The sequence below is a fragment of the Tenacibaculum maritimum NCIMB 2154 genome (genome assembly GCF_900119795.1).
Lineage (GTDB): Bacteria > Bacteroidota > Bacteroidia > Flavobacteriales > Flavobacteriaceae > Polaribacter > Polaribacter maritimus.
This window is the reverse complement of sequence record NZ_LT634361.1, coordinates 197601-222758: the sequence shown is the minus strand read 5'-3', so window position 1 is coordinate 222758 and position 25158 is coordinate 197601. Positions and strand designations below refer to the sequence as shown.

Annotated in this window: 19 protein-coding genes and 2 tRNA genes; 7 read left to right on the top strand and 14 right to left on the bottom strand. The window is 32.5% G+C overall.

Going from position 1 to position 25158, the window contains the following annotated elements; genetic code table 11:
• Positions 1 to 38: 38 nt before the first annotated feature.
• Both MARIT_RS16140 and MARIT_RS01045 read right to left on the bottom strand, forming a co-directional pair.
• Positions 39 to 263: a helix-turn-helix domain-containing protein gene (locus tag MARIT_RS16140; RefSeq protein WP_157926161.1), complete on the bottom strand. Its 225-nt coding sequence runs from the start codon at positions 261 to 263 to the stop codon at positions 39 to 41.
• Positions 264 to 652: 389 nt separating this feature from the next.
• On the bottom strand, positions 653 to 1618 hold the full coding sequence (locus MARIT_RS01045) for a bifunctional riboflavin kinase/FAD synthetase (protein ID WP_373852615.1): 966 nt from the start codon (positions 1616 to 1618) through the stop codon (positions 653 to 655).
• Between the two features lie 164 nt (positions 1619 to 1782).
• Here MARIT_RS01045 and MARIT_RS01040 point away from each other — a divergent pair, with 164 nt between their 5' ends.
• Both MARIT_RS01040 and MARIT_RS01035 read left to right on the top strand, forming a co-directional pair.
• Positions 1783 to 4590 (top strand): TonB-dependent receptor, encoded by a 2808-nt coding sequence (locus MARIT_RS01040; protein ID WP_100210540.1) that lies wholly within the window; start codon positions 1783 to 1785, stop codon positions 4588 to 4590.
• Positions 4591 to 4593: 3 nt separating this feature from the next.
• Positions 4594 to 6237 (top strand): SGNH/GDSL hydrolase family protein, encoded by a 1644-nt coding sequence (locus MARIT_RS01035; protein WP_317042277.1) that lies wholly within the window; start codon positions 4594 to 4596, stop codon positions 6235 to 6237.
• Between the two features lie 52 nt (positions 6238 to 6289).
• Here MARIT_RS01035 and MARIT_RS01030 read toward each other — a convergent pair whose 3' ends face one another.
• The 5 genes from MARIT_RS01030 to MARIT_RS01010 all read right to left on the bottom strand — a co-directional run bounded on the left by MARIT_RS01030 (position 6290) and on the right by MARIT_RS01010 (position 10663).
• A complete protein-coding gene (locus tag MARIT_RS01030) occupies positions 6290 to 6514 on the bottom strand; it encodes a hypothetical protein (protein ID WP_100210539.1) in 225 nt (74 codons plus the stop codon).
• Positions 6515 to 6569: 55 nt separating this feature from the next.
• Positions 6570 to 8117: a glycine--tRNA ligase gene (locus MARIT_RS01025; protein WP_024740307.1), complete on the bottom strand. Its 1548-nt coding sequence runs from the start codon at positions 8115 to 8117 to the stop codon at positions 6570 to 6572.
• A 97-nt stretch (positions 8118 to 8214) separates the two neighbouring features.
• Positions 8215 to 9114, bottom strand: coding sequence for a kinetochore Spc7 family protein (locus MARIT_RS01020; protein ID WP_024740308.1), 900 nt, complete (start codon positions 9112 to 9114; stop codon positions 8215 to 8217).
• A 36-nt stretch (positions 9115 to 9150) separates the two neighbouring features.
• Positions 9151 to 10050: a hypothetical protein gene (locus MARIT_RS01015; protein WP_024740309.1), complete on the bottom strand. Its 900-nt coding sequence runs from the start codon at positions 10048 to 10050 to the stop codon at positions 9151 to 9153.
• Between the two features lie 52 nt (positions 10051 to 10102).
• Positions 10103 to 10663: a class I SAM-dependent methyltransferase gene (locus MARIT_RS01010; protein WP_024740310.1), complete on the bottom strand. Its 561-nt coding sequence runs from the start codon at positions 10661 to 10663 to the stop codon at positions 10103 to 10105.
• A 54-nt stretch (positions 10664 to 10717) separates the two neighbouring features.
• Between MARIT_RS01010 and MARIT_RS01005 the strand changes: the two genes are divergently transcribed.
• Both MARIT_RS01005 and MARIT_RS01000 read left to right on the top strand, forming a co-directional pair.
• The gene (locus MARIT_RS01005; RefSeq protein ID WP_100210538.1) at positions 10718 to 11410 is read left to right on the top strand and encodes a ComF family protein; all 693 of its coding nucleotides are present in this window, start codon (positions 10718 to 10720) and stop codon (positions 11408 to 11410) included.
• A 63-nt stretch (positions 11411 to 11473) separates the two neighbouring features.
• A complete protein-coding gene (locus MARIT_RS01000; RefSeq protein WP_100210537.1) occupies positions 11474 to 13078 on the top strand; it encodes an Ig-like domain-containing protein in 1605 nt (534 codons plus the stop codon).
• Here MARIT_RS01000 and MARIT_RS00995 read toward each other — a convergent pair whose 3' ends face one another.
• The 7 genes from MARIT_RS00995 to folB all read right to left on the bottom strand — a co-directional run bounded on the left by MARIT_RS00995 (position 13079) and on the right by folB (position 20136).
• The gene (locus MARIT_RS00995) at positions 13079 to 14767 is read right to left on the bottom strand and encodes a glutamine--tRNA ligase/YqeY domain fusion protein (RefSeq protein ID WP_100210536.1); all 1689 of its coding nucleotides are present in this window, start codon (positions 14765 to 14767) and stop codon (positions 13079 to 13081) included.
• Positions 14768 to 14875: 108 nt separating this feature from the next.
• Positions 14876 to 16702 carry a M1 family metallopeptidase gene (locus MARIT_RS00990; RefSeq protein WP_100210535.1) on the bottom strand — a complete coding sequence of 609 codons (1827 nt, stop codon included), beginning with the start codon at positions 16700 to 16702 and terminating at the stop codon, positions 14876 to 14878.
• A 78-nt stretch (positions 16703 to 16780) separates the two neighbouring features.
• On the bottom strand, positions 16781 to 18424 hold the full coding sequence (locus MARIT_RS00985) for a S8 family peptidase (protein WP_100210534.1): 1644 nt from the start codon (positions 18422 to 18424) through the stop codon (positions 16781 to 16783).
• A 9-nt stretch (positions 18425 to 18433) separates the two neighbouring features.
• Positions 18434 to 19279, bottom strand: a complete 846-nt coding sequence (locus MARIT_RS00980) for an MBL fold metallo-hydrolase (RefSeq protein ID WP_100210533.1) — start codon at positions 19277 to 19279, stop codon at positions 18434 to 18436.
• 225 nt (positions 19280 to 19504) lie between these two features.
• Positions 19505 to 19578, bottom strand: a tRNA-Asn gene (locus MARIT_RS00975).
• A gap of 72 nt (positions 19579 to 19650) precedes the next feature.
• Positions 19651 to 19721, bottom strand: a tRNA-Cys gene (locus MARIT_RS00970).
• 52 nt (positions 19722 to 19773) lie between these two features.
• Complete coding sequence (gene folB, locus MARIT_RS00965; RefSeq protein ID WP_100210532.1) at positions 19774 to 20136, bottom strand: dihydroneopterin aldolase; 363 nt, start codon at positions 20134 to 20136, stop codon at positions 19774 to 19776.
• A 177-nt stretch (positions 20137 to 20313) separates the two neighbouring features.
• On the opposite strand from folB, the gene MARIT_RS00960 reads away from it, so the two are divergent.
• The 3 genes from MARIT_RS00960 to MARIT_RS00950 all read left to right on the top strand — a co-directional run bounded on the left by MARIT_RS00960 (position 20314) and on the right by MARIT_RS00950 (position 25127).
• A complete protein-coding gene (locus MARIT_RS00960) occupies positions 20314 to 22284 on the top strand; it encodes a protein-disulfide reductase DsbD family protein (RefSeq protein ID WP_024740318.1) in 1971 nt (656 codons plus the stop codon).
• Between the two features lie 158 nt (positions 22285 to 22442).
• Positions 22443 to 23738 carry a DEAD/DEAH box helicase gene (locus tag MARIT_RS00955; protein WP_024740319.1) on the top strand — a complete coding sequence of 432 codons (1296 nt, stop codon included), beginning with the start codon at positions 22443 to 22445 and terminating at the stop codon, positions 23736 to 23738.
• 93 nt (positions 23739 to 23831) lie between these two features.
• Positions 23832 to 25127, top strand: a complete 1296-nt coding sequence (locus MARIT_RS00950; protein ID WP_024740320.1) for an aminopeptidase P family protein — start codon at positions 23832 to 23834, stop codon at positions 25125 to 25127.
• The last annotated feature ends 31 nt before the right edge of the window (positions 25128 to 25158 follow it).

Sequence of the window (25158 nt, the reverse complement as noted above, 5' to 3'; positions counted from 1 at the left end):
CAGGATATGGAAGACTTAAACAATTTGTTTTTAGTAGCTCAAATTTCTTCCAGCATTTTAAAAAAATCTATAAAAGTTATATTGAAATAATCACATATTTTCTGGAGAGTGAAAATCGTTAAGTTCGTTTTACCTTGCTCTATTCTTGCTAAATGAATTCCCGTATCTATATAGAAATCACTCAATGTGACTCTATGTTCATATCGTAGTTTTTTAATGCAAAGTGCTATTTTTTTTAATAAAATTTCATCCCTTAAAAGCATCCCCATGTTTTAACACAAAATAGAAAAAACATATTGACTCTATAATCACAAGTAAGTCATTAATCTCTTTTTTTAAACCGTTACTTTTGTGGTCGAGTTACGTCTTTTAGCTCTATTTATTATTTATTACGTCTCGGGGGACAAACTGTAAAGAAATAAATAGCTCTAGGCGTAACTTTTTTGAGTTACAACTTACTTTTACTATATAAAAAGTATGTAGATAAAAACTAACTAGCCCTTTAACTTTTAATTAACAGAACTCATTTCTATATAACATTATATTTGGGATTACTAACGTACTTATATCGTTTAATAACGAAGTATTAATGATAAAATTATTCCGATAATAAATTATTTTTCATTTTAATGATGAAATTTGTGTTCGACAATTAGTTTTTTGCTTCTAAAAACACCTTTATATAGGTTTTTGAAGCTGCTTCGTCTATTCTCAACTGCTCAATAAGAGCTTCTATCGAATCGAACTTTTGTTCATCCCTCAAAAAGTAAAGTAATTCTACAGTTATATCCTTCCCATATAAATCTTTATCAAAGTTAAAATAATGAACTTCAATAGTTTGTTTCTCTCCATTAACAGTAGGTCTATCTCCTATATTCATCATCCCAAAAAGCTCTTCGCCGTCTATGATAGACTTGACTGTATATACCCCTAATCTTGGTATCAATTTATACTTTTCTTTTACTTCAATATTTGCTGTTGGGAAACCTATTTTAGTTCCTAATTGTCTTCCTTTCACTACTTTTCCTTGTATTGGAAAACAATATCCTAAATATTGATTTGCCGTTTTTAATTCTCCTGAAATCAATGCTTTTCTAATTTTCGTAGAACTAACCGCTACATCATCAATATCTTGTGCAGAAATTTCTTCTATCTCAAAATCATACAAATAACTATACTCTCTAAGTTGCTCTATGTTTCCTTCTCTATTTTTACCGAAATGATGATCGTATCCGATAATCAACGTTGTTGTATTTAACTGATTTACTAATATGTTTCTCACAAAATCTAATGCTGTTAGCCTAGAAAACTCTTTGTTAAAAGGATGAATAATTAAATAATCTAACCCTGTCTTCTGCAAAAAATAAGCCCTTTCATCAATGGTATTTATTAATGCTATTGAAGCTTCTTTTTGTAATACCATCCTCGGATGCGGAAAAAAGGTCAGTAAAATAGATTTTTTATTCGCTTTTTTAGCCGTATCGACTAAACGTTTGATAATTTGCTGATGACCTATATGAACGCCATCAAAGGTACCTATGGTTACAACGGTTTCTTCGTTTCCGCTATAATTAGAAAGTGAATGGATAATTTCCAACGCTGAAAAGTTTTTTCGCAAAGGTACATTTTCTATTTTTTTAGCAAAGAAAATTTAATTGACAAAGATTATTACTTTAATAAAAAAAAACCATTAAGTATGTTAAAATCACAAAAATTAATGTTAATTATTTTACAAATAAAAAAAAATTGTATTTTGCAACTAGTTAACAAATTTTATATATTATGATAAAAAGACTATTGCTTGCTACATTTGCACTCTTTGGTAGTGCTATTATGTTTGCACAAACTACGGTTACCGGTACGGTAAACGATGCTTCTATGGGAGGCCCCTTACCAGGAGCTAACATTAAAGTTTCCAGAAAGGCTGTGGGTACTTCCACTGATTTCGATGGGAATTTTACGTTAAAAGTAACTGATACACCTCCTTTTTCTATTGAAATTTCTTCTCTAGGTTATCAAACAAAAACAGTTAAAATTACCAAAAAAAACCAAAAAGTTACAGTTAGTTTAACGGAAAATGCAACGTCCTTGGACGAAGTTGTTGTTTCTGCTTCTAGAACTCCAGAACGCGTAATGGAATCTCCTGTAACCATTGAACGCTTTGATTCTAGAGCAATCAAAAATACTGCTTCTCCTTCTTTTTATGATGGATTAGAAAATTTAAAGGGAGTGGATATCAATGCAAGTGGCTTAACCTTTAAATCTGTAAACACTCGTGGATTTGCTTCTTTTGCAAATGAACGTTTTGTTCAGCTAGTTGACGGAATGGATAACTCATCTCCTGCTTTAAATTTTGCCTTAGGAAATTTATTAGGAATGTCTGAATTAGATGTAAAAACTGTTGAGATATTACCAGGAGCTGCTTCTGCACTTTATGGTGCAAATGCTTTCAATGGTATTATGTTAATGACTAGTAAAAACCCTTTTGATGACCAAGGAATTAGCTTTGTTTATAAAACAGGATATACAAGTCAACAAGCTTCTGGGGATAATCCTTTTTATGACACGAGCATTCGTATGGCTCATGCTTTTGATAATAAGTTTGCAGCAAAGGCAACCCTCTCTTTCTTAAAAGGAGAAGAATGGCATGCAACTGATTATAGAAATACCACTGGAGTAGGTGGCGTTCACGCTCCTGGCGACAGAAACTCTACATTGGATTTTGATGGTTTAAATGTTTATGGTGATGAAGTTGCTACCAACATAAGAACCGCATCTGGACTAGGAATAATACCAAATGTGAGAGTTAGCAGAACAGGATATAATGAAGTAGATTTAATGAGTAATGAGGCAAAAAGCATCAAATTTGGAGGATCTTTACACTATCGCCCTTGGGGAAATGATCGTTTAGAAATCATATGGAACTCTAAATATGGTACAGGTAATACCATTTACCAAGGCCAAAACAGATACAATATTGCTAACTTTTTTATGGAACAACATAAATTAGAATTTAAAGGGAAAAATTTCTTTGTAAGGGGTTATTATACTGGCGAAGATGCAGGAGATTCTTACGATACTCGATTTGCCGCAATAAATGTTAATAGAGCTTGGAAATCTGATGAAGATTGGTTTAAAGATTATATCGAAGCCTATGCTGCTGAAGTTCTTTCAAATCCAACGATTACGACTTCTTCAGCTCATGCAAAAGCTAGAGTTGCAGCAGATACTGGGCGTTTGATTCCTGGAACTCCAGAGTTTCAAGCAGCATTCAATAAAGTTATCAATGACCCTAACTTAGCGACTGGAGCTAAATTCCAAGATCAAACAAGCTTATATCATATCGATGCAAATCTAAATCTTCGTGACTACATTGATTGGGCTGAAATTCAAGTAGGAGGATCATACAGGCAATTTGCTTTGAACTCATTCGGAACTATTTTTACGGATTACGATGGAAAAATAAAGTACGACGAATATGGTGTATATACACAATTACAGAAAAAATTCGCAGAAGACAGATTAAAATTTACAGCTTCAGGGCGTTATGACAAATCTAAAAACTTCAAAGGAAATGTATCTCCTCGTATATCTTTAGCTTATGCTGGTGGAGAAACTAAAAACCATAACTTTAGAGCTTCTTTTCAAACAGGCTTTAGAAACCCTACCACTCAAGATCAATATATAGGTTTGGCTACAGGTGCTGGTACTTTAATTGGTACTACTGATGAAAATTTAGACCGTTTTACTTCTTTGCCTGTTAGTGTTAGTCCTATAGGTCAATCACTATCTGGTTTAGGAGCTACGACTACCTATACTGGTAGAGACGCTTTTACCAATTCTTTCTCTGAAAGCTCTGTAAACAATGGAACATTCCAGAAATCTAATTTCAATTTAGTAAAACCTGAAAAAGTAACTTCTTATGAAGTTGGTTATCGCGGTGCTATTAACATCTTTGAAAACAAATTAGGAATTGATTTCAGTGCATACTTCAACGACTATAGAGATTTCATTGCTGTTAAAAACGTAGTTACTCCTTTCTATGGAGTTGTAGGTAGTACTGCTCCTAGTAATATTCCTAACATAACCCAAGGTCAATTAGCTTTACTAGCTCTACAAAATGGTGACTTCGAAGGTGTTGCTCTTAGAACAAACTCTGCTGCTGACATTACTTCCTATGGGGTGGGCTTAGGGTTAAGTACTAAAGTTTTCAATGGTTTTAATCTAGGTTTTAACTATACATGGTCTAAATTTGATTTTAACCAGGCTACTGACCCTGATTTTGATGCTGGATTTAACACTCCTGAACATAAAGTAAAATTACAGTTTGGTAAAAACGATTTATTTAAAAATTTTGGCTTCAACATTAGTGCTAGATGGCAAAATGATTTCTATTGGGAATCTTCTTTTTTAGAAGGAACAATAGATGCTAGAACCGTATTAGATGCGCAAATAAATTATAGAGTTCCTACTTGGAAATCAGTGTTCAAATTAGGTGGCGCTAACTTAACAGGAAAAGAATACTTCAGTGCCCCTGGTATTGGAGCAATAGGCTCTCAATTCTTTATTTCTTGGACAATTAATAACTAAAAAATGAAAAAAATGAAATTCAAATACAGTTGGTTACCAATCCTTTTTACTGGATTGGTTGCCTGTGATATAAATAATGATTTAGATCCAATTTTAGATAATACCCCTGCACCACCTAGAGTTGTTCTAACAGCAGGTTCTGCAGACTTCTCAAACTACATCGCGGTAGGCGCTTCTTTTTCTGCTGGTTTTACTGATGGCGCTTTATTTAAAGCAGGGCAGAAAAATTCTTTTCCTAATATTATGTCTTCAAAATTCGCAATGGCGAATGGAGAAGCTTTTACGCAACCTCTAATGAACGATAATACAGGAGGAATGTCTAGCAACGGGCAAGTAGTCCTTAATCCTAGATTTTATTTTAATGGAAAAGTACCAACCTTATTAAACAAACTACCTAGTACAATAGTGGGAGTTCCTGCAGAAAATGCTCCTAATTTTAAAAACTATGGAATTCCTGGTGCAAAAAGTATTCATTTCTTAGCTCCTGGATATGGCAATCCTGCTGGACTAGCTACAGTACCGAGAACAGCAAACCCGTATTTTGTAAGAATGAATCCGACACAACCTACATTAATTGCTGAAATAGCATCTAAACAACCTACTTTTTTCTCTTTATCTGAGATTGGAGGAAATGATTTGCTCGACTATGCTATTGCAGGAGGGATAGATCCCACTGCTATTACTCCTAAAACTACCTTTGATACCGCCTTTAATGCAATTGTAAATACACTAACGCAAGTTCCTAATGCAAAAGGAGTTGTAGCAAATTTACCATATGTAACATCATTTCCCTATTTTACTACAGTTCCTCACGCTCCTCTTGACCCTACAAATCTGGAATTTGCATCACAAATTCCAACGCTGAATGTCGTTTATGGAGCATTGAATCAAATTTACGCAGATCCTGCAATAAATCAACCGAACAGAATTGTTCAGTTTTCGACTAAAAAAGCAAGTCCTGTTGTGATTAAAGACAAAAATTTAGCTGACTTATCTGCTACCATTAGTAGTGTTTTAGGAAATCCTAACAATACTGCTTTTATTGGGTTCATTCAATCTTTAGGCTTACCTGCTCAAGCGGCTCCATTGGTAGCTCAGCTTTTAGGTCAACAATACGGACAAGCTAGACCAGCTACTCCTGAAGACTTATTAGTATTACCGAGTAGCAGTATTATTGGAACAGTTAATAAAGATGCAGCTGAAGCCCTGATGAATGTAAATCCTCTTATTACAGAAGCATTAGCTAATCAATTTTCTACCGAAGGAATTACGTTACCTTTAGCTGATAAATGGGTGCTAACAAAAGAGGAAGCAGAAATTGTAAAACAAGCTACTGATAACTATAATGAAACGATTAAAAACGTTTCTGAAGCTAAAGAATTAGCTTTTGTTGATTTCAATGCTTTGTTAAAACAAGCAGCAACTAATGGGATCGCATTTGATAACTATATTTTAACTACAGAGTTCGTTCTTGGTGGTTTAATTAGCTTAGATGGGGTGCATTTAACTGCTAGAGGATATGCACTAATGGCCAATAAGATGCTAGAAGCTATTGACAACCAATATGGCTCTAACTTTAAGGAAGCTACAGATGGCTTAGCAAAAGCAGATGATTACCCAACAAATTACTCCCCTACTTTAAAGTAGAAAAGAGGAAACAATATTATAAAAAAAGGCTGCCAAAATTGGCAGTCTTTTTTTATTTCATCCATTCCTTAATTTTCTTATCATTTAGTATGTACTTCTTATATTTACCGTCTTTATATCTATAATAAATAAATATAGGCATTAAAATAAAAGCCATATACAAAACTCCTAACCCCATTATAATTTGCCCTTTAGGATGCTCAACATTCAAGAGGTATCCTCCCAAAGCCATCCATAAAATAAAAATTATAAATAGAATTTTTATAATTATTTTCATTTCAAATAGGTTTTAAAATTTAAATACCATCAAAAATTTGATGGTATTTAAATTGTTATCTCTCCATTTTCATCAACCAAGAACGCATATCCACCTCTTGTTTTATAATTTCTCTTACTTCTTCTATGTTCACCCTTTTCTGCTCCATTGAGTCTCTATGACGAATGGTAACCGTATTATTTTCCAAGGTATCATGATCTACAGTGATACAAAAAGGAGTTCCATTTGCGTCTTGACGTCTATAACGACGACCTACGGCATCCTTTTCATCATAAGACACGTTAAAATCCCATTTCAAATCATCTACAATTTTACGTGCAATCTCAGGCAAACCATCTTTTTTTACTAAAGGTAAAATCGCTGCTTTTACAGGCGCCAATACTGCAGGTAATTTTAGAACAGTTCTAGTAGTACCGTTTTCCAATGTCTCTTCTTCTAAAGCTTTAGAAAACACCGCTAAAAACATTCTATCTAAACCAATAGAAGTTTCCACTACATATGGCACATAACTTTTATTTTCTTCATGATCAAAATATTGCAATTTCTTACCAGAATATTGCTCATGAGCTTTTAAATCAAAATCAGTACGAGAATGAATTCCTTCCAATTCTTTAAATCCAAAAGGGAATTTAAATTCTATATCTGCTGCTGCATCAGCATAATGCGCTAATTTTTCATGATCATGAAAACGATAATTATCACTACCCATTCCTAATGACAAATGCCATTTCAAACGAGTTTCTTTCCATTTTTCATACCATTCTTTTTGAGTTCCTGGCTTTACAAAAAACTGCATTTCCATTTGCTCAAATTCACGCATTCTAAATATAAACTGACGTGCAACAATTTCATTACGGAAAGCTTTTCCTGTTTGAGCAATTCCAAAAGGTATTTTCATACGACCTGTTTTCTGAACATTTACAAAATTCACAAAAATACCTTGTGCCGTTTCTGGTCGTAAATACAAATCCATTGCCCCTTCCGCAGAAGCTCCTAATTTAGTACCAAACATCAAGTTAAATTGTTTTACATCTGTCCAGTTTTTAGAACCTGTTAGCGGATCTGCAATTTCTAATTCTTCTATCAGTGCTTTTACATCAGCTAAATCTTCATTTTCTAAAGATTTGCCCATTCTTGATAAAATTGTATTTATTTTTTCTTGATATCCTAAAACTCTCCCATTTGTAGTAAGAAACTCTTCTTTATTAAAAGAATCTCCAAATCGCTTCGCTGCTTTTTTAACCTCTTTTTCTATTTTCCCTTCAATCTTAGCACAATAATCTTCAATTAAAACATCTGCCCTATACCTTTTCTTAGAATCTTTATTATCTATTAAAGGATCATTAAAAGCATCAACATGCCCTGAAGCTTTCCAAGTAGTAGGATGCATTAAAATAGAGGCATCTATACCTACAATATTTTCATGCATTTGCACCATTGCTTTCCACCAATAATCTCTAATATTTTTTTTCAACTCTACTCCATTTTGAGCATAGTCATAAACCGCACTTAGTCCATCATAAATTTCACTTGACTGAAATACATATCCATACTCTTTTGCATGTGATAGCACTTTCTTAAATTGATCTTCTTGTTTTGCCATAACGCAAAAATAAAATAAGGATTTAACTTTTTAACTAGAATCAAAAAAAAAAGTGAATAACTACGTATTATTCACTTTAAAACAGCTTTTTTTACGGTTACTTTAGCTTCAATGTTGTATTTCCTGAAAAAGCACCATCTACAAATGTACTAACAGTATATTTACCTTTATTTATATTATCCCTATTTACTAAAACTAAAGACAATAAGCTCAACTTATGGTTTGTATAATTTACGATAATAGAATCGCTATAAACTACATTGCTTCCATTTTTCAGCTTCATCTTTCCTTTTGGCGCTACAACATTTTTATCCTCATCTTTAATTTGAATATAGACATGTTTACTTCCTGCTTCAGAAAACGGGTTTTCTAATAGGTCAAAATTAATTTTAAAAGCGTCTGTTCTTCTAGATTTCGAAGTGATAGTTAATTTTCCACTACTTCTTTCTTTTACTGCTGCTACTTTTATAGACCCTGTTTTCAAAATACCCGCGCCAGCCACTTTAGCTTGTAATATTCGTTGTTTTTCTTCGAGTAACCTATTTTCTTTTTTGAGAGTCTCGTTAATTGATTTCTTTTGGTTTAAAACCTCCTTTACTACTATATTTTCCTGCTTCAAATCATCATTTAAGACATTTAACGAATCTACTTTTGCAAATAAATTTCTATTCTGACGCTCCAATGTGATAATTTTCCTTCTATATTTTCCTATTAGCTTATAGTTTTTAACATTTATATTTTTCACAGAATCTCTTAAATCTATCATTTTTTTAAGCTCTATTCTAAGTCTTTTAGATAAATTCTTTTTCCTTACAACAACATCTGTATAATCTTTGATAATTTCGCTTAACTCATTTTTTAACTCATTTTTTTCTTCCTGAAATATCGTATCTAGATTAGAATAATCTCTTGTTTTTTTTAAAGAGTAAAACAATAAGAACAAAACTAGCAATGATAATACAATAACTGTTATATTTTTTTTCTTGTTATAAGTCATCTTATAGGGGGGTTAAGCGTCATTAAATTTACATTATTAACGAAGTTTTACAATGGTTTCTCCTGAATAGATCCCTTCAACAAAAACCTTAATAGTATATACTCCTCGCTGAATATTTTCTCTATCTACTTTTATTAAGGAAACTAAACCAGTTTCTTTATTTCTGTAGTCTGCCACAAAAAGGTCACTATATATAATTTTTGATTTATTTCTTATTACTGTGATTCCCTTTCTTGAAACTATATTTCTATTCTCATCTAAAATTTGAATACAAATAGATTTTAATCCTTTCCCTGCAAACTTATTTTCTAACAAATCAAAACTCACTTTAAAAAAACCTATATCATTCAATTTTGAAGTACTCGAAAGTTTTCCATTGCTACTTTCTTTCATAGCTATTGCAATAATTTGAGAAGTTCTAATAATTTTTGCTTTAGCTACTTTTTCTTCTAAGTTCTTCTTCCTATTGAAAAGCAATTTATTTTTACGTACTAAACTTGTATTCAGCTCTTCTTTTTCTCCTAGCTCTTCTTTAACAGTTACATTTTCTGCTAACAACTCATTGTTCAAATTATTTAAAGAATCTACTTGAACAAACAACTTTTTGTTTTGACTCTCTAGGCGTGCTATTCTTCTCCTATATTTTCTAATTAAACCATAATTATATGATTTTAAACTTTTAATAGTATCCCTTAATCGTACTATCTTATATAGTTGGTCTTTTAATTTCTTTGATATGTTTTCTTTTCTCGATATTGCGTTATCATAATCTCTAATAACATCATCTAACTCTAATTCAAGCTCGATCTTCTCAAGTTCAAAAGCATTTTTCAACTCAGAATAATCTTTTGCATTTTGATAGGACAGGTACCCAATTGCTACAATTAGCATCAGTAAAAACGCAATTAAGCCTATGTTTTTTTTGTCTGTTGTCATTTATTAAGGGGAATTTTACAGACAGATTTTATATCTGTTTTATGCTAAAATACTATTTTTTAGCACATTTATAAACAAATGCAGGAGGAAAATTTAAAGGCTCAAAATCTAAGGAAATATTGCTGCCAAAAATCCGCTTTAGTTTCTTATAATACGACAGGCTATATTGATATTGTATAAAGAGTCCGTTTGTAGATAACACTTCCTTGCTTCTCTTCAAAATTTCTTTAGAAATCTCTTTAGGAATAATGGTTAAGGGCAAACTAGATATAATGTGATTTGCTTCAGAAAAGCCTAGTTTTTCTAACTCTTTATCAACATTTTCAGCAGATGCTTTTAACACAATCAACTGCTTGTGCTTTATTTTCAATAATTCTTCATAAAAAATGTCATTAATCTCAAAACAGATTAGGGTTGCATCTTTATTAATTTTTTTCAAGATATGATTGGTGATAGCTCCATTACCAGGTCCTAATTCAACAATTACATTGGCTTCTTCAAAATTAACATTTTTTAACATTTTTTCTGCGAGATAACGCGAACTAGGAACAACGGTTCCTGATGTTTTATAGTTTTTAATTGCTTCTCTAAAAAAGTTAAATTTCTTACTCAAAATACTGATTTATAATGTTTTTGTACTTTTATACTCAAAAAACATGCTGTAAAGATGCAACTTTTAAAAGACATATTCTATTTATTTTTCCCAAACTCATGTGCAACTTGTAGCAAAGCTCTGTTACAAAATGAATTGATTTTATGCATACAATGCCGGCATAAACTACCTATAATTTCTTATAACGATTATACTAACAATAAAATAGTAACTTCTTTCTATGGAAGAGTTCCTATAAACAAAGCTGTTTCTTTCTTTTATTATCAAAAACAAGGAATTACGCAACGTTTAATTCAAGAGTTAAAATACAAAAACAATCAAAAAATAGGCGCTTTTATTGGTAATTGGCTTGGTTACCAGCTAAAGGAATCTAATGAATTCAACAATATTGATTATATCATTCCTGTGCCACTTCATCCTAAAAAATTAAAAAAAAGAGGCTATAACCAGCTAACACTATTTGGAGAATCTTTAAGTAGGATACTAAATATCACCTATAATCCTAACCTCCTTATTAAAAAATCTATGACCCATACCCAAACTTTAAAACACCGTCTTAATAGATTTTCAAACACGAGTACATCCTTTTCTTTAAATACTCCTACTGTTTTAGCGAATAAGCACATTTTACTCATTGATGATGTTATTACTACTGGTGCTACTATTGAAGCTTGTTGCAATGAGCTTTTAAAGGTGCCCAACATCACTATTAGCATAGCAACTATGGCTTATACTGAAATGTACTAGATTTTGTAAAAAAATACTGCATAGTTTTACTACTTTTGACTTTTAATTTGTAAATCTCTTTTTGTGAAAAGGCTTTTTTTATTCTTATCATTTTTTATTGTTATTTACTTCCTAACAAATTGTGCCAGAAAAGGACGTCCTGAAGGTGGTCCTAAAGACGAAAAAGCTCCTATAATGGTTACTGCAAACCCTCCTTACAAAACGGTTAACTTTGATAAAAAAAACATTAAAATTTATTTTGATGAATATATAGTTTTAAAAGATCTACAAAAACAGTTGGTCATTTCCCCTCCAATGAAAAATGCACCTATAATTACTCCTCAAGGAACTCCTAGTAAGTACATTTCTATTAAAATTCTTGATACCTTAGCTCCTAACACCACTTATACTTTTAACTTTGGTAACGCTGTTCAAGATAATAATGAGAACAATAAGCTAGAAAGTTTTAAATATATTTTCTCAACAGGAAAGCATATTGATTCTTTATACTTAAAAGGATTCGTTATGGATGCTTTTAAAGAAAAAGCACCTAAAAATACCAGCGTACTTCTCTATAAAATAGATTCTTTGTATAACGACTCTATCATATATAAAGAAAAACCTAATTATGTTACAAGTACCTTAGATACGACAAACTTTAATCTTACTAACCTGAAGAAGGGAAAATATTTACTTGTCGCTTTAAAAGAAATTAGTGGGAATTATTTATTTAATCCAAAAGAAGATAAGATCGCTTTTTATAAAGATACCATTCAATTACCTAAAGATAGTGTTATCAAAAACCCTTTAAAGCTCTTTAAAGAGGTACAACCCTTTCATTTCAAAAGAGGAAAAGAAGTTTCAAAAGGCCATATTATTTTTGGGTTTACAGGAAAAAGAAAACACCTGAAACTTAACTTAACTACTACAACTCCTGCTAGTTTCAAAAATTTCTCTCAGTTTGAAAAAGGAAAAGATACCCTCCATTATTGGTACACTCCTTTTCAAGCAGATTCTTTACATTTTAATGTTAGCAACGGTAACTCTATAGACGAGACTACTGTTATGCTTCGAAAGAAAAAAATAGACTCTTTACTGATTTCTTCAACGGTAAATGCAAACTTAAAACTAAATGACACATTATTTTTAACAACAAATAATCCCATCACCAAAATAGACTCCACAAAATTCCACCTTGTACAAAAAGATTCTATTAAGATAAACTATAAATTGTACAAAAAAGAATTTAACAAATTAGCTGTCTTGTTTGATGAAACACCAAAAACAAATTATCGTTTGACTTTGTTTCCTAAGGCTATTACCGACTTATATCAAACTTCTAATAAAGATACTTTAGTTTATAATTTTAGAACAAAAACTATAGAAGATTATGGTAGCATTACATTAGATATTAGAAACAACACGAATAAAACAGTGCTTATTCAATTGCTTGGAAAAGGAAACGCCATCGTAAACTCAAAAAGTATTAGCGCTTCTCAAAAAATCGATTTCAAACTACTCGAACCAGCAGAATACACCATTAGAGCTATTATTGATACTAATAAAAATAATGTTTGGGATACCGGTAACTTCTTGTTAAGAGAACAACCAGAAAAAGTAATTTATTTCCCAACCGCTCTTAAATTAAGAGCGAATTGGAATATAAATGAAGTTTTTATTGTAGAGTAATTAATTTTTTTTAGCCCAGTTATCTCTCAAACCAACTGTTTTATTAAAAACCAGCTTCTCTGCTGTAGTCTCATCATCTACATTAAAATAACCTAGGCGTTGAAATTGAAACCTATCACCTATTGCAGCTGTCTGTAAACTTGGCTCAACAAATGCATTAATTATTTTTAAGGAGCTAGGATTTAAAAATTCCATAAACTCTTTATCTTTATGCCCATCAGGAGCTTCATCTAAAAATAATCTATCATAAACTCTAACCTCTGCTTGCACTGCATCTTCTATAGAAACCCAGTGTAAGGTTCCTTTTACCTTTCTCTTACTTTCTTCAGTACCGCTTCCTGATCTAGTTAAAGGATCATAAGTGCAGTGAATTTCGGTAACATTTCCTTGCGCATCTTTGATACAGCTTTCCGCTTTAATAATATAGGCATTTTTTAAACGAACCTCCTTGCCAAGCTTCAGTCGGAAAAACTTTTTATTAGCCTCTTCTCTAAAATCTTCTTTTTCTATGTAAATCTCTCTAGAAAAAGGAACTTCTCTCGTTCCTGAATTTTCATCTTCAGGATTATTTTCTGCTATTAACATTTCTTTTTCTCCCTCTGGGTAATTTGTAATCACAACTTTCACAGGATCTAAAACTCCCATAACCCTATTTGCAGTTTTATTCAAGTCTTCACGAATTTTAAACTCTAATAAAGCTACATCAATAACATTTTCTCTCTTAGAAACCCCAACTGTTTCTATAAAATTTCTTATAGATGCTGGCGTGTATCCTCTACGTCTTAATCCTGAAATCGTTGGCATTCTTGGATCATCCCAACCTTTTACAATACCTTCTTCTACTAGTTTTAAGAGTTTACGCTTACTCATAATCGTATAACTCAAATTTAAACGTGAAAATTCACGTTGCTTAGGTGCTAATGGATAGGTTGATTTCCCATATTCATATATGTGATCTCTAAACCAATTGTATAAATCTCTATGTGGCTTAAATTCTAAAGAGCACAATGAATGAGATACCTGTTCTAAATAATCGCTTTCTCCATGTGTCCAATCATACATTGGATAAATGTTCCAGTCATTTCCTGTTCGATGGTGTTCTTTATATAAAATGCGATACATTATAGGGTCACGCAGTAACATATTTGGAGAACTCATATCTATCTTAGCCCTTAAAATATGCTCCCCTTCCTCAAAATCACCATTTTTCATTCTTTCAAATAGCTCTAAGTTTTCTTCTACAGATCTATTTCTATACGGACTATTCGTACCCGCTTTTGTAGGTGTTCCTTTTTGCGCTGCCATTTCTTCTGATGTTTGGCTATCAACATACGCCTTTCCATCCTTTATTAATTGAATTGCCCAATCATATAACTGCTGAAAATAATCTGACGAATACAATTCATTTTCCCAATGATACCCCAACCATGAGATATCTTTCTTAATAGCATCTACATACTCTTGCTCTTCTTTCGCTGGATTTGTATCATCAAAACGAAGGTTTACAGGAGCATTATATTTCTCCCCCAAACCAAAACTAATTCCAATCGCTTTTGTATGACCAATATGTAAATATCCGTTAGGCTCTGGCGGAAAACGAAAACGTAGCTTTTCCTTTGGCATTCCGCTTGCTAAATCTTCTTCTATAATTTGCTCTAAAAAATTCAATGATTTTTTTTCTTCTGACATAATATATGACTCGTTTATTCAACTACAAAAATAACTATTTTCACAAATAAAAAAAGCAGTGAAACACATAGGATTTCACCACTTTTAAAAGTACTTTAATTACCTCTTTTAGTTCAGATAAAAAGTATTATTGTTTAATTCTATATCCGCCATCAACTGAGATGGATCTATTGTAACTGATTTCACTGCTTTTCTTGTTGCAAATGTATATGTTGGATGAGCAAACGTCCAATCTTCAAGAATGGTTGCCGATGTCGGTTTCTCTCCCCTCATCATCCTTAGTGGAATGTTAAACATTTCTTTCGTTCCATCCTTGTAAACTACTTCCACATCAATAGGCATTGGCATTTTACCTATTCTTTCTAGTATTATTTTATTTCCTTCTACTGATCTTATACCATAATCAATCGTATGTGTAGTTTGCGTCCATTCATTCAAATACCATCCTAAATGTATCCCTGAAACTTTCTCTGCCGTTCGCTGAATATCATTAGGAGTAGGATGCTTAAACGCAAAATCATCAAAATACTTCTTTAATGTTTTTCTGACATTTTCTTCCCCTATAATATATTCTAATTGAGATAAGAAAATATTTCCTTTAGAATAACTAGCAATTCCATAAGCTCTGTTCGTATCATATCTATCAGCATGTGTAGATAAAGGTTCTTCAGTTCCTGTTCTTACTACATAGTGATACCCTCTGTATGAGCCTTCATGAGGGTTATTTGCTCCTCCTCTCAATATTTCATTTTCCGCTTTATTAGACACATATGTAGTAAACCCTTCATCCATCCATGGATGTAAGCTCTCATTAGTTGCTAACAAAAATTGAAACCAAGTATGTGCTATTTCATGCGCTGTTACTCCAAATAAACTTCTCCACTTTCTCTTTCCTGTAATTAACGTGCACATAGCATATTCCATTCCTCCATCTCCTCCTTGAATTACAGAATATTGTTTATATGGATATTGCCCAATATTTTTACTAAAATAGTTTATCAACTCCGCTGTTTTAGGTTGTAATTTCTTCCAGTTTTCTTTAAAAGATCGATCCAGTGTTTTCTTATACAAGAAATGAAGATCAATTCCATTATTCATTTTAAATACATCATGAGTATATTCTGGATCTGCTGCCCAAGTAAAATCATGTACATTCGGAGCTTTGAATTTCCATGTTAACTTTTTTCCTCTTGGAATACGTAGTTTTTCATTTTTATTTTCATAACCATGTCCAACTTCTTGAGGGTTTTGAACATATCCACTTCCTCCTACTACATAATTTTTATCTATATGAAGAGTTACATCAAAATTTCCCCAAACCCCGTGAAACTCCCTACCTAAATACGGGGGAGTGTGCCATCCTTGGAAATCATACTCTGCCATCTTTGGGTACCATTGCGTCATTGACAACGCTACTCCTTCTGAGTTATTACGACCTGAGCGACGTATTTGCTTGGGTACTTGAGCTTCAAATAACATCTCAAAAGTTGCTTGTTCTCCTGATTTTATTGGCTTATTTAAAGTTACTTCCAAAATAGTACCTACGACTTCTTTTCTTACGTTGATTCCATTTTGCTTTAATGATTTTACTTTGATATAACCTACCTCAGAAGGTAATAATTTGCTAATTCTATCCTTCACCCTACCATCTGGATCTTTAATATTCCTAGAGCGTATGTCCATTTGCGAATTCGGCTGAAATGCATTAAAGTACAAGTGATAATATACCTTTTTCAATACATCTGGAGAGTTATTGGTATATATTAACGTTTGTTTTCCTTGATACCGAAATGTTTCAACATCCATATCGATATCCATTGTATAATCCACATGTTGCTGCCAATATCCATTACTTATAAACTTCTTATTTTGAGGTACTCTCCCATAGAACTTTATCACAAACAAAAGAAAGCCAAAAAAAATTATTTTCTTCATATCTATTAATTATTTTAAATTAAAAAAGAGCATCAAATTAATAATGCTCTTTTTGTTATTATCTGTATAATCGAACGATTATTTCTTTCCATTCACCATTCTATCTGCCATACGTAAAGCATTGTATGCATTTACAACACGTCCAGACACTGATAACTCAGAAAAAGGCACCTTCTTACCTTCAGGGTTTGCCCTCGATGCTGATCCTGGTTGAATTACTTCAAAATCAATTTTGGTTCCTGAATTCATCAAAATATGCTTTACCTGACTAGCACTTAGTTGTGGATAGTAAGATCTTATTAGTGCAGCAACTCCTGCCGTAGATGGAGAAGCCATTGAAGTTCCACTAAATTTCTTGTATTCACCATCTGGCGTTGTAGAATAAATTTGAACTCCAGGCGCAAATACATCTACATTTTTCTTTCCATAGTTAGAAAAACTCGCTGGTAAATTTTCATTATAATTAGCACTCATAGCTCCTACCGTTAAGAAATTATCAGAGATTTCATTTACTAAATCAGGAGCATCATTTGGATACGTTTTTTCTACGTCAATATTTTTACCATCATTTCCTGCTGCATTCACAATTAACACATCTTTATCGGCGGCATATTTAATAGCATCATACACCCAGTTCTTGTTAGGTGAAAAAGCTTTACCAAAACTTGTATTAATTACTTTAGCCCCATTATCAACAGCGTAACGTAAGCCTAAGGCAACATCTTTATCATATTCATCTCCATCTGAAACTGAACGAACTGCCATAATTTTCACATTATTAGCAACTCCATTCATTCCTTTGCCATTATTTCTAGTAGCTCCAATGATACCTGACACATGAGAACCGTGTGCTTCTCCTTTTTCAGAGTGCCCCGAGTTAGCATCTCCATAACCAGGCTTATCTTTAATATCATATGCATTATCACCAACAACAATACGATAATCTATTTTTAAATTATCTCCTTTTATTGTTTTCGTTGCTCCTTCAACCAATTTAACCAATTGCTTTTTAGCTTCTCCTAAAGAAGAAAATCCAAAACCATATATTCCTTTAGCAGTTTCTACAGCTTTTAATAATTCTGAATCACTAGTATTAATTACTTGAACTTCTTCTTTAGTATAATCTTCTTTTCCAAAATATTTAGTCAACGCGCTATCAGAGGCCTTTACCCCCTCTAGTATTCCACTAAAACGTTGCTTATTTTCTTTTGCTTTATTGACTTTTTCTTGCTGGTAAGCTTTTACTTCCGCTAGAGTTTCAGCGTCTGCAATAGATGGATTCATTAAGATACGTTCATATTCTAAGTGTTCTTTGTATGATTTCCCTAGAAAATTCCATCCATTAATATCATCTACGTATCCATTTTTATCATCATCAACTCCATTTCCAACAACTTCTTTTTCATTCACCCAAGCTACATCTACTAAGTCTTCATGTTTCAAGTCAGTTCCACTATCTACTACACCTACAATAACCTCTATTCCTTTTTTCCCTTCCAAGAATTTATATGCCTTATCAACACTCATTCCTGGAATTGTATCAGTAACTAAATCCAAATGCTGCCATCCTTTTTTTTGTTCTTCCGTTAAAGGAGATTTTTTAGCTGGTAAGTTTATTGCTGTATTTGAACCTGCTGGCACAGCAATCTTATTAACAGATTTACAACTAGCTAAAGCAAATGTTGCTATTGCTGTATAAAATACTGGTTTTAAAATTCTCATAATTTAATTTTAATTAAAAATATCTGTAAATTTATAGTTTTCCTCTAAACGAACTCCTTTTTCGGTATGTTTTACAGTGCATAATTCATTATGAGCATCATGCTCAAGAAATAAATAATACCCGTTAGTTGCAGCTTCGTTTAAAAAATCGGATTTTTCTTTAATTGTTAATAATGGACGAGTGTCATATCCCATAACATAAGGAAGTGGAATATGCCCTATTGTTGGTAACAAATCTGCCATAAAAACAATAGTTTTTTCTTTGTACTTAATTTTTGGCAACATTTGTTTTTCTGTATGACCATCCATAAAAAGTACGTCAAAACCTATTTGATCTTTTGCATTTCGATGAATAAAATTCAATTGACCACTTTCTTCAATAGGCAAAATATTTTCTTTTAAAAAAGAAGCTTTTTCTCTAGGGTTCGGAGCTACTGCCCAATCCCAATGACGCTCATTTGACCAAAATTTAGCATTTTTAAAGGCAGGTTCATAACCTGTTCTTTCTTTATTCCATTGTATAGCTCCTCCACAATGATCAAAATGCAAGTGAGTTAAAAAAACATCTGTTATATCATCTCTGTGAAAGCCATACTTTGCTAAAGAACTGTCAAGCGAGAAATTACCAAATAAATAATAGTACCCAAAAAACTTATCCGATTGTTTTGATCCCATTCCTGTATCAACTAAGATCAAGCGATCCTCATCTTCGATAAGCATACTACGCATGCCCAGATCGATCATATTATTATTATCAGCCGGATTTGTTTTTTGCCAAATAGACTTAGGAACGACACCAAACATAGCGCCTCCATCTAATTTTAAATTACCTGTTTCTATTGGATAAATTCTCATAGTTTACAAAGATGCAGAATTTTAATGATATTTTTTGTTAAAGAATACAAAAGGTTTTATCATACTTCCATCTTTACCAATTACATACCTTGCTTTTTTTAGTCAGCTCGTTTTTAGAAAAACTAAAAAAAAAGAAAACTCAATCTTACAACGCTCAAAACAATCTGTTTTCTATAAAAAAATTAAGATCGTATGAAGATTAATCTTCATACGATCTTAATTTTGCTCCCCCTCTTGGACTCGAACCAAGGACCCTCTGATTAACAGTCAGATGCTCTAACCAACTGAGCTAAGGAGGAGTTTGGACAGAAGTAAACTTCTTTTCCTAGTTTTTATAAACTTCTTTACTATTGATATGGTAAAGAATCTTGAGGTGTCGAGCGGATTCGAACCGCTGTAGATGGTGTTGCAGACCACTGCCTAGCCACTCGGCCACGACACCTAATTCAAGGACTGCAAATTTACAACTTTTTATACATCTAGCAAGCCTTTTTTTAATCTTTTCGTTTTTTTCTTAAAACAATTGCTACTTCCTCTACATTTCCTCCTATTGGTGGGTTTATTTTTGCTACGCTTATGCGTACCTTTTTTACCAGTTGTATTTCTTTAAGAATTCGAACTAAAATTCTTGCTGCTACCTCCTCTAGCAACTTGGATCTAATAGCCATTTCTTCTTTCACAATATGGTTCAAATGCACATAATCTACCGTATCAGCTAAATCGTCTGTTTCTGATGACTTCTGTAAATTTGCGTTTACCTTAAGATCAACTCTATATTCACTACCAATTTTAGCTTCTTCATCCAAACAGCCATGATAAGCATATAGTTTTATGTTATTTACTTTTATAGTTCCCATAATTGCAAAGGTATTCAAAAGTGATACATTTGTTCTAAAAAAAGCCATTTCCTTTTGTATTGTCTCTGCGTCGTCGTAAACAAGAACTAATTGTTCTATTTAACTTTTATGTTAACATCATATCCTCAATTAAAATAATATATTTGGACTTTATTTATTAATAATAGAATCCTTTAGATGAAAAATAAACTATTCTTTTTAAGCTTTTTATTGACAAGCTTTTTTGCTGTATCACAAATTCACACCCCTGTAAAATGGAGTACTTCAGTTGAAAAAATTTCGAAAACTGAGTATAATCTAGTTATCAAATCAACTATTGAAAAAGGGTGGCATTTGTACTCACAAAATGTTCCTAAAGATTTACCTATTGGAACTATTTTCACTTTTAAAAAAAATAATCCTTTTGAATTAGTAGGTAATACTAGCGAAGGAAAAGGACACGTAGTTCACGATCCTGTTTTTAATAAAAAAATAAAATATTTCGAAAATAAAGCCATTTTTAAACAACGTATAAAAGTAAAGGATAGCTCTCAAAAAATAACTGGAGAGGTAGAGTTTTTAGCCTGCAATAATGTAAGTTGCCTCCCTCCTTCCTATGAAGATTTGGTTTTTGACCTTACTTTAAGCATCCCTGTAAAAAAAAAAGAACTAGAAACTAAAGCAACAACCTCAAAAAACACCTATAAAGATAAAGGAGTCCTAAGTATCTTTTTATTAGCGTTCTTATCTGGATTTGCAGCATTATTAACACCTTGTGTCTTCCCTATGATTCCTATGACTGTAAGTTTTTTCACCAAGCAAAGTAAAAACAAAGCCATCGGAATTAAAAATGCTATTATTTACGGAATATCGATTATCGCTATTTATGTGCTTTTGGGCTCTGTAGTCACTGCCATATTTGGAGCAGACGCTTTAAATGCCTTATCTACAAATGTTTGGTTTAATCTTATCTTCTTCTTGCTACTACTTATTTTTGCTATTTCTTTCTTAGGAGCTTTCGAAATTACATTACCTAGTTCATGGGCTACGAAAGTAGATTCTCAAGCTGATCGAGGTGGTCTAATTGGTATGTTTTTTATGGCACTCGCTTTGGCCATTGTTTCTTTTTCTTGTACAGGTCCTATTGTTGGAACTTTATTAGTTGAAGCTGCTTCGAAAGGCGGATTTGCTCCTGTGATAGGAATGCTTGGATTTTCACTAGCAATTGCCATTCCTTTTGCTTTATTTGCGGCTTTCCCTGGCTGGCTAAACTCTCTTCCCAAATCAGGAGGGTGGCTCAATACAGTAAAAGTAGTACTAGGTTTTTTAGAACTGGCTTTAGCTTTTAAATTTTTATCAAATGCTGATTTAGTATTGCAATTACATTGGCTAGAGAGAGAAGTATTCATTGCTATTTGGATTGCCATTTTTGGGGTACTTTCTTTTTATCTGTTTGGAAAAATTCAATTGCCACATGACAGTCCTTTAAGTCATATTTCTGTAGGAAGATTAAGCTTGGGACTCGTAACATTATCATTCACTATATATATGATCCCAGGATTATGGGGAGCTCCTTTAAATTTAATAAGTGCATTTCCTCCTCCACAACACTATAGCGAAGCTCCTTATGGAGTTGGGTATTCTAAATTAAGTAATAATGTAAACATTTCTAATACTCATGAAAAATCAGAAAAACATCAAGAAAAAATTCCTGAAGGAGCTCACTTAATGCCTCCTCATGATATTATTGCTTTTAACGATTATGACAAAGGAATTACCTATGCTAAAAAAGTAGGAAAACCTATATTAATTGATTTTACAGGGCATGCATGTGTCAATTGCCGTAAAATGGAGCAAAATGTTTGGGTCCAACCCAATGTTTTAAATATTCTTAAAAACGATGTAGTTCTCATTTCTTTATATGTAGATGACAAACGTCCTTTAAAAGAAAATGAAATTACAGATTCAAAATTAAGACCTGGTAAAAAACTAAAATATATTGGACAGAAATGGAGCGAATTCCAAGCTATCAAATACAAAGCAAATTCACAACCATTTTACGTACTAATAAATCATAACGAAGAAAATATAACTACTCCCGTAGGCTATATGCCAGATGCAAATGAATATTATTCCTGGTTACAAAAAGGAATATCCAATTTTAAATAATGAAAGAACAAAGAGTATGCTAAAAACGTACTCTTTGTTCTTTTTAATTTAATGCATCATTTTGAATTTCCCTTAGAAAACGTTTCTTAAGTAGAAATAGCCGTACCTTTGTATCTTAATAGAAATAGAAATTTTAACTTATTTCTTAAAAAACATATATGACGTTCAAATCATTAGGCTTAACAGAAGAGCTACTAAAAGCAGTTAAAGAAAAAGGATATACAACTCCATCTCCGATACAAGGAAAAGCAATTCCAATAATATTAGATAGAAAAGACGTATTAGCTTCCGCGCAAACAGGAACGGGCAAAACTGCTGGCTTTACTTTGCCAATATTACAAATCATAACTGAAACTAAAAACCCTAAATATAGGCCTATAAAAGCCTTAATTTTAACACCTACTAGAGAATTAGCTGCTCAAATTTATGATAATGTCAGAGACTATAGTAAATATCTTAACATCAAATCTACTGCAATATTTGGAGGCGTAAAGCCTAAGTCTCAAATAGCTACTTTAAAAGGAGGGATAGATATATTAGTAGCCACCCCTGGAAGGTTAATCGATTTACATAATCAAAAGGCACTATCACTCAAAAGAGTTGATATTTTAATTTTGGATGAAGCCGATAGAATGCTAGACATGGGATTTATTAGAGATATAAAAAAAGTCATCAATTTCTTACCTAAAAAGCGACAAAATCTATTATTCTCTGCTACCTTTTCTAAAGAAATTAAAGAATTAGCAAAAAGCATTTTAAAGGCCCCTGTACTTGTTGAAGCTGCTCCTGAAAACACCGCTGCCGAAATGGTAATTCAAAAAATTTATAGAGTTCCTAAAAGTAAGAAAGCAGCCATGGTATCACAACTTATCTCTGAGGGGAATTGGAACCAAGTTTTAATTTTTACAAGAACAAAGCATGGTGCTAATAAACTCACAGAAAAGCTTCTTAAAAAAAATATTTCCGCTGCTGCAATACATGGAAATAAAAGTCAAGGAGCTAGAACAAAAGCCTTGAAAGGCTTTAAAGAAAATAGCATTCGCGTATTGGTAGCCACTGATATTGCAGCACGTGGTTTAGACATTCCTTTACTACCTCACGTTATTAATTATGAACTACCTAATATAGCTGAAGATTATGTACACCGAATAGGAAGAACAGGAAGAGCTGGCGCTAGCGGAGAGGCTATTTCTTTAGTTTCTGACGAAGAACTAGAATATGCTAAAAATATTGAAAAACTACTAGGTAAAAAATTAGATATAAGCAAATTAAAAAACTTCGATATCAATGAATTAGAAACTAAAAAGATTCCTAAAGAAAAAAGCTTCAAAGCTAAAAAACATAACAACTCAAAAAGCAATTCTTCTCCTAAAAGAGCCACTAAAAGCACAACCAAGCCTACAAAAAAATCTAGGCAAGAAGACACACCTTTTCCTAAAAAGAAAGAAAAGTAATAGCTCCAAGAAGAAATGGAACAACAGCAATAAACACACCAAAAATTTCAAGAAAAACAATCCGAATTCAACATATTAAACTATAAATTAAACATGAAGTACCATCCAATAAATAACAAGTTGTTTATAGAAAATCGCAAGAATTTTACTGCAAAAATGAAAGCAAATAGTTTAGCAGTTTTTAATTCAAATGATATTTACCCTATCAGTGCAGATAGCACAATGCCTTTTGAGCAGCATAGGGATATTTTTTACCTATCTGGTGTAGATCAAGAAGAAAGTATTTTAGTTTTATTTCCTGATTGTCCTAAAAAACAGTACCGAGAAGTATTATTTTTAAAAGAAACGAATGAACATATCGCTATTTGGGAAGGTGAAAAATTAACTAAAGAAAAAGCTTTTGAAACAAGCGGTATTAAAACCGTTTTTTGGCTAAGCGATCTGGAAAAGGTATTTGCTGAGATGATGGCTCTTGCAGATACTATTTACATCAACACCAACGAACATTACCGTGCTAATGTGGAAACACAAACTAGAGAAGATCGCTTTACAAAATGGTTAGTAGCTAAATACCCTGCCCATTCCGTGGCAAAAAGCAACCCTATTCTTCAGCGTTTACGTTCTGTTAAAAGTCCAATTGAAATTGAGCTAATCCAACAAGCCTGTAATATCACTGAAAAAGGATTTCGTAGAATCTTAAACTTTGTAAAACCTAATGTTTGGGAATTTGAAATTGAAGCTGAATTTATGCATGAATTTTTAAGAAACCGTTCAAAAAAATTCGCTTATACCCCTATCATCGCCTCTGGTAATAATGCAAACGTACTTCATTATATCGAAAACAATCAACAATGTAAAGCAGGCGATTTAATTTTATTAGATGTGGGAGCTGAGTACGCTAATTATTCATCAGATATGACACGCACAATTCCTGTTTCTGGTCGTTTTTCTGATAGGCAAAAGCAAGTTTACAATGCAGTTAACCGAGTAAAAGACGAAGCTACTAAAATGCTAATCCCAGGTACTGACTGGACTCAATACCATATAGAAGTTGGCAAATTAATGACCTCTGAATTGCTAGGCTTAGGTCTGATAGATAAAGCAGATATCCAAAATGAAGATCCTAATTGGCCTGCTTATAAAAAATATTTCATGCATGGAACTTCTCACCATATGGGGCTAGATACTCACGATTATGGTTTGCTACACGAACCTATGCAAGCAAATATGGTATTTACTGTAGAACCAGGTATATACATTCCTGAAGAAGGCTTTGGAATTCGCTTAGAAGATGACGTTGTCATTCAAGAAAAAGGCGCCCCTTTTAATTTAATGAGAAACATCCCTATTGAAGCTGATGAAATAGAAACACTAATGAACGAACAATAATTAAGCTGTCTATTCCATTCCGATTTTACTA

What these genes read in the sequence shown, in the direction of transcription:
- MARIT_RS16140 (WP_157926161.1), bottom strand. Translation starts at nt 263, where the DNA reads ATGCTTTTAAGGGATGAAATTTTATTAAAAAAAATAGCACTTTGCATT.
- MARIT_RS01040 (WP_100210540.1), top strand. Translation starts at nt 1,783, where the DNA reads ATGATAAAAAGACTATTGCTTGCTACATTTGCACTCTTTGGTAGTGCT.
- MARIT_RS01035 (WP_317042277.1), top strand. Translation starts at nt 4,594, where the DNA reads ATGAAAAAAATGAAATTCAAATACAGTTGGTTACCAATCCTTTTTACT.
- MARIT_RS01030 (WP_100210539.1), bottom strand. Translation starts at nt 6,514, where the DNA reads ATGAAAATAATTATAAAAATTCTATTTATAATTTTTATTTTATGGATG.
- MARIT_RS01025 (WP_024740307.1), bottom strand. Translation starts at nt 8,117, where the DNA reads ATGGCAAAACAAGAAGATCAATTTAAGAAAGTGCTATCACATGCAAAA.
- MARIT_RS01020 (WP_024740308.1), bottom strand. Translation starts at nt 9,114, where the DNA reads ATGACTTATAACAAGAAAAAAAATATAACAGTTATTGTATTATCATTG.
- MARIT_RS01015 (WP_024740309.1), bottom strand. Translation starts at nt 10,050, where the DNA reads ATGACAACAGACAAAAAAAACATAGGCTTAATTGCGTTTTTACTGATG.
- MARIT_RS01005 (WP_100210538.1), top strand. Translation starts at nt 10,718, where the DNA reads ATGCAACTTTTAAAAGACATATTCTATTTATTTTTCCCAAACTCATGT.
- MARIT_RS00995 (WP_100210536.1), bottom strand. Translation starts at nt 14,767, where the DNA reads ATGTCAGAAGAAAAAAAATCATTGAATTTTTTAGAGCAAATTATAGAA.
- MARIT_RS00990 (WP_100210535.1), bottom strand. Translation starts at nt 16,702, where the DNA reads ATGAAGAAAATAATTTTTTTTGGCTTTCTTTTGTTTGTGATAAAGTTC.
- MARIT_RS00985 (WP_100210534.1), bottom strand. Translation starts at nt 18,424, where the DNA reads ATGAGAATTTTAAAACCAGTATTTTATACAGCAATAGCAACATTTGCT.
- MARIT_RS00980 (WP_100210533.1), bottom strand. Translation starts at nt 19,279, where the DNA reads ATGAGAATTTATCCAATAGAAACAGGTAATTTAAAATTAGATGGAGGC.
- folB (WP_100210532.1), bottom strand. Translation starts at nt 20,136, where the DNA reads ATGGGAACTATAAAAGTAAATAACATAAAACTATATGCTTATCATGGC.
- MARIT_RS00960 (WP_024740318.1), top strand. Translation starts at nt 20,314, where the DNA reads ATGAAAAATAAACTATTCTTTTTAAGCTTTTTATTGACAAGCTTTTTT.
- MARIT_RS00955 (WP_024740319.1), top strand. Translation starts at nt 22,443, where the DNA reads ATGACGTTCAAATCATTAGGCTTAACAGAAGAGCTACTAAAAGCAGTT.
- MARIT_RS00950 (WP_024740320.1), top strand. Translation starts at nt 23,832, where the DNA reads ATGAAGTACCATCCAATAAATAACAAGTTGTTTATAGAAAATCGCAAG.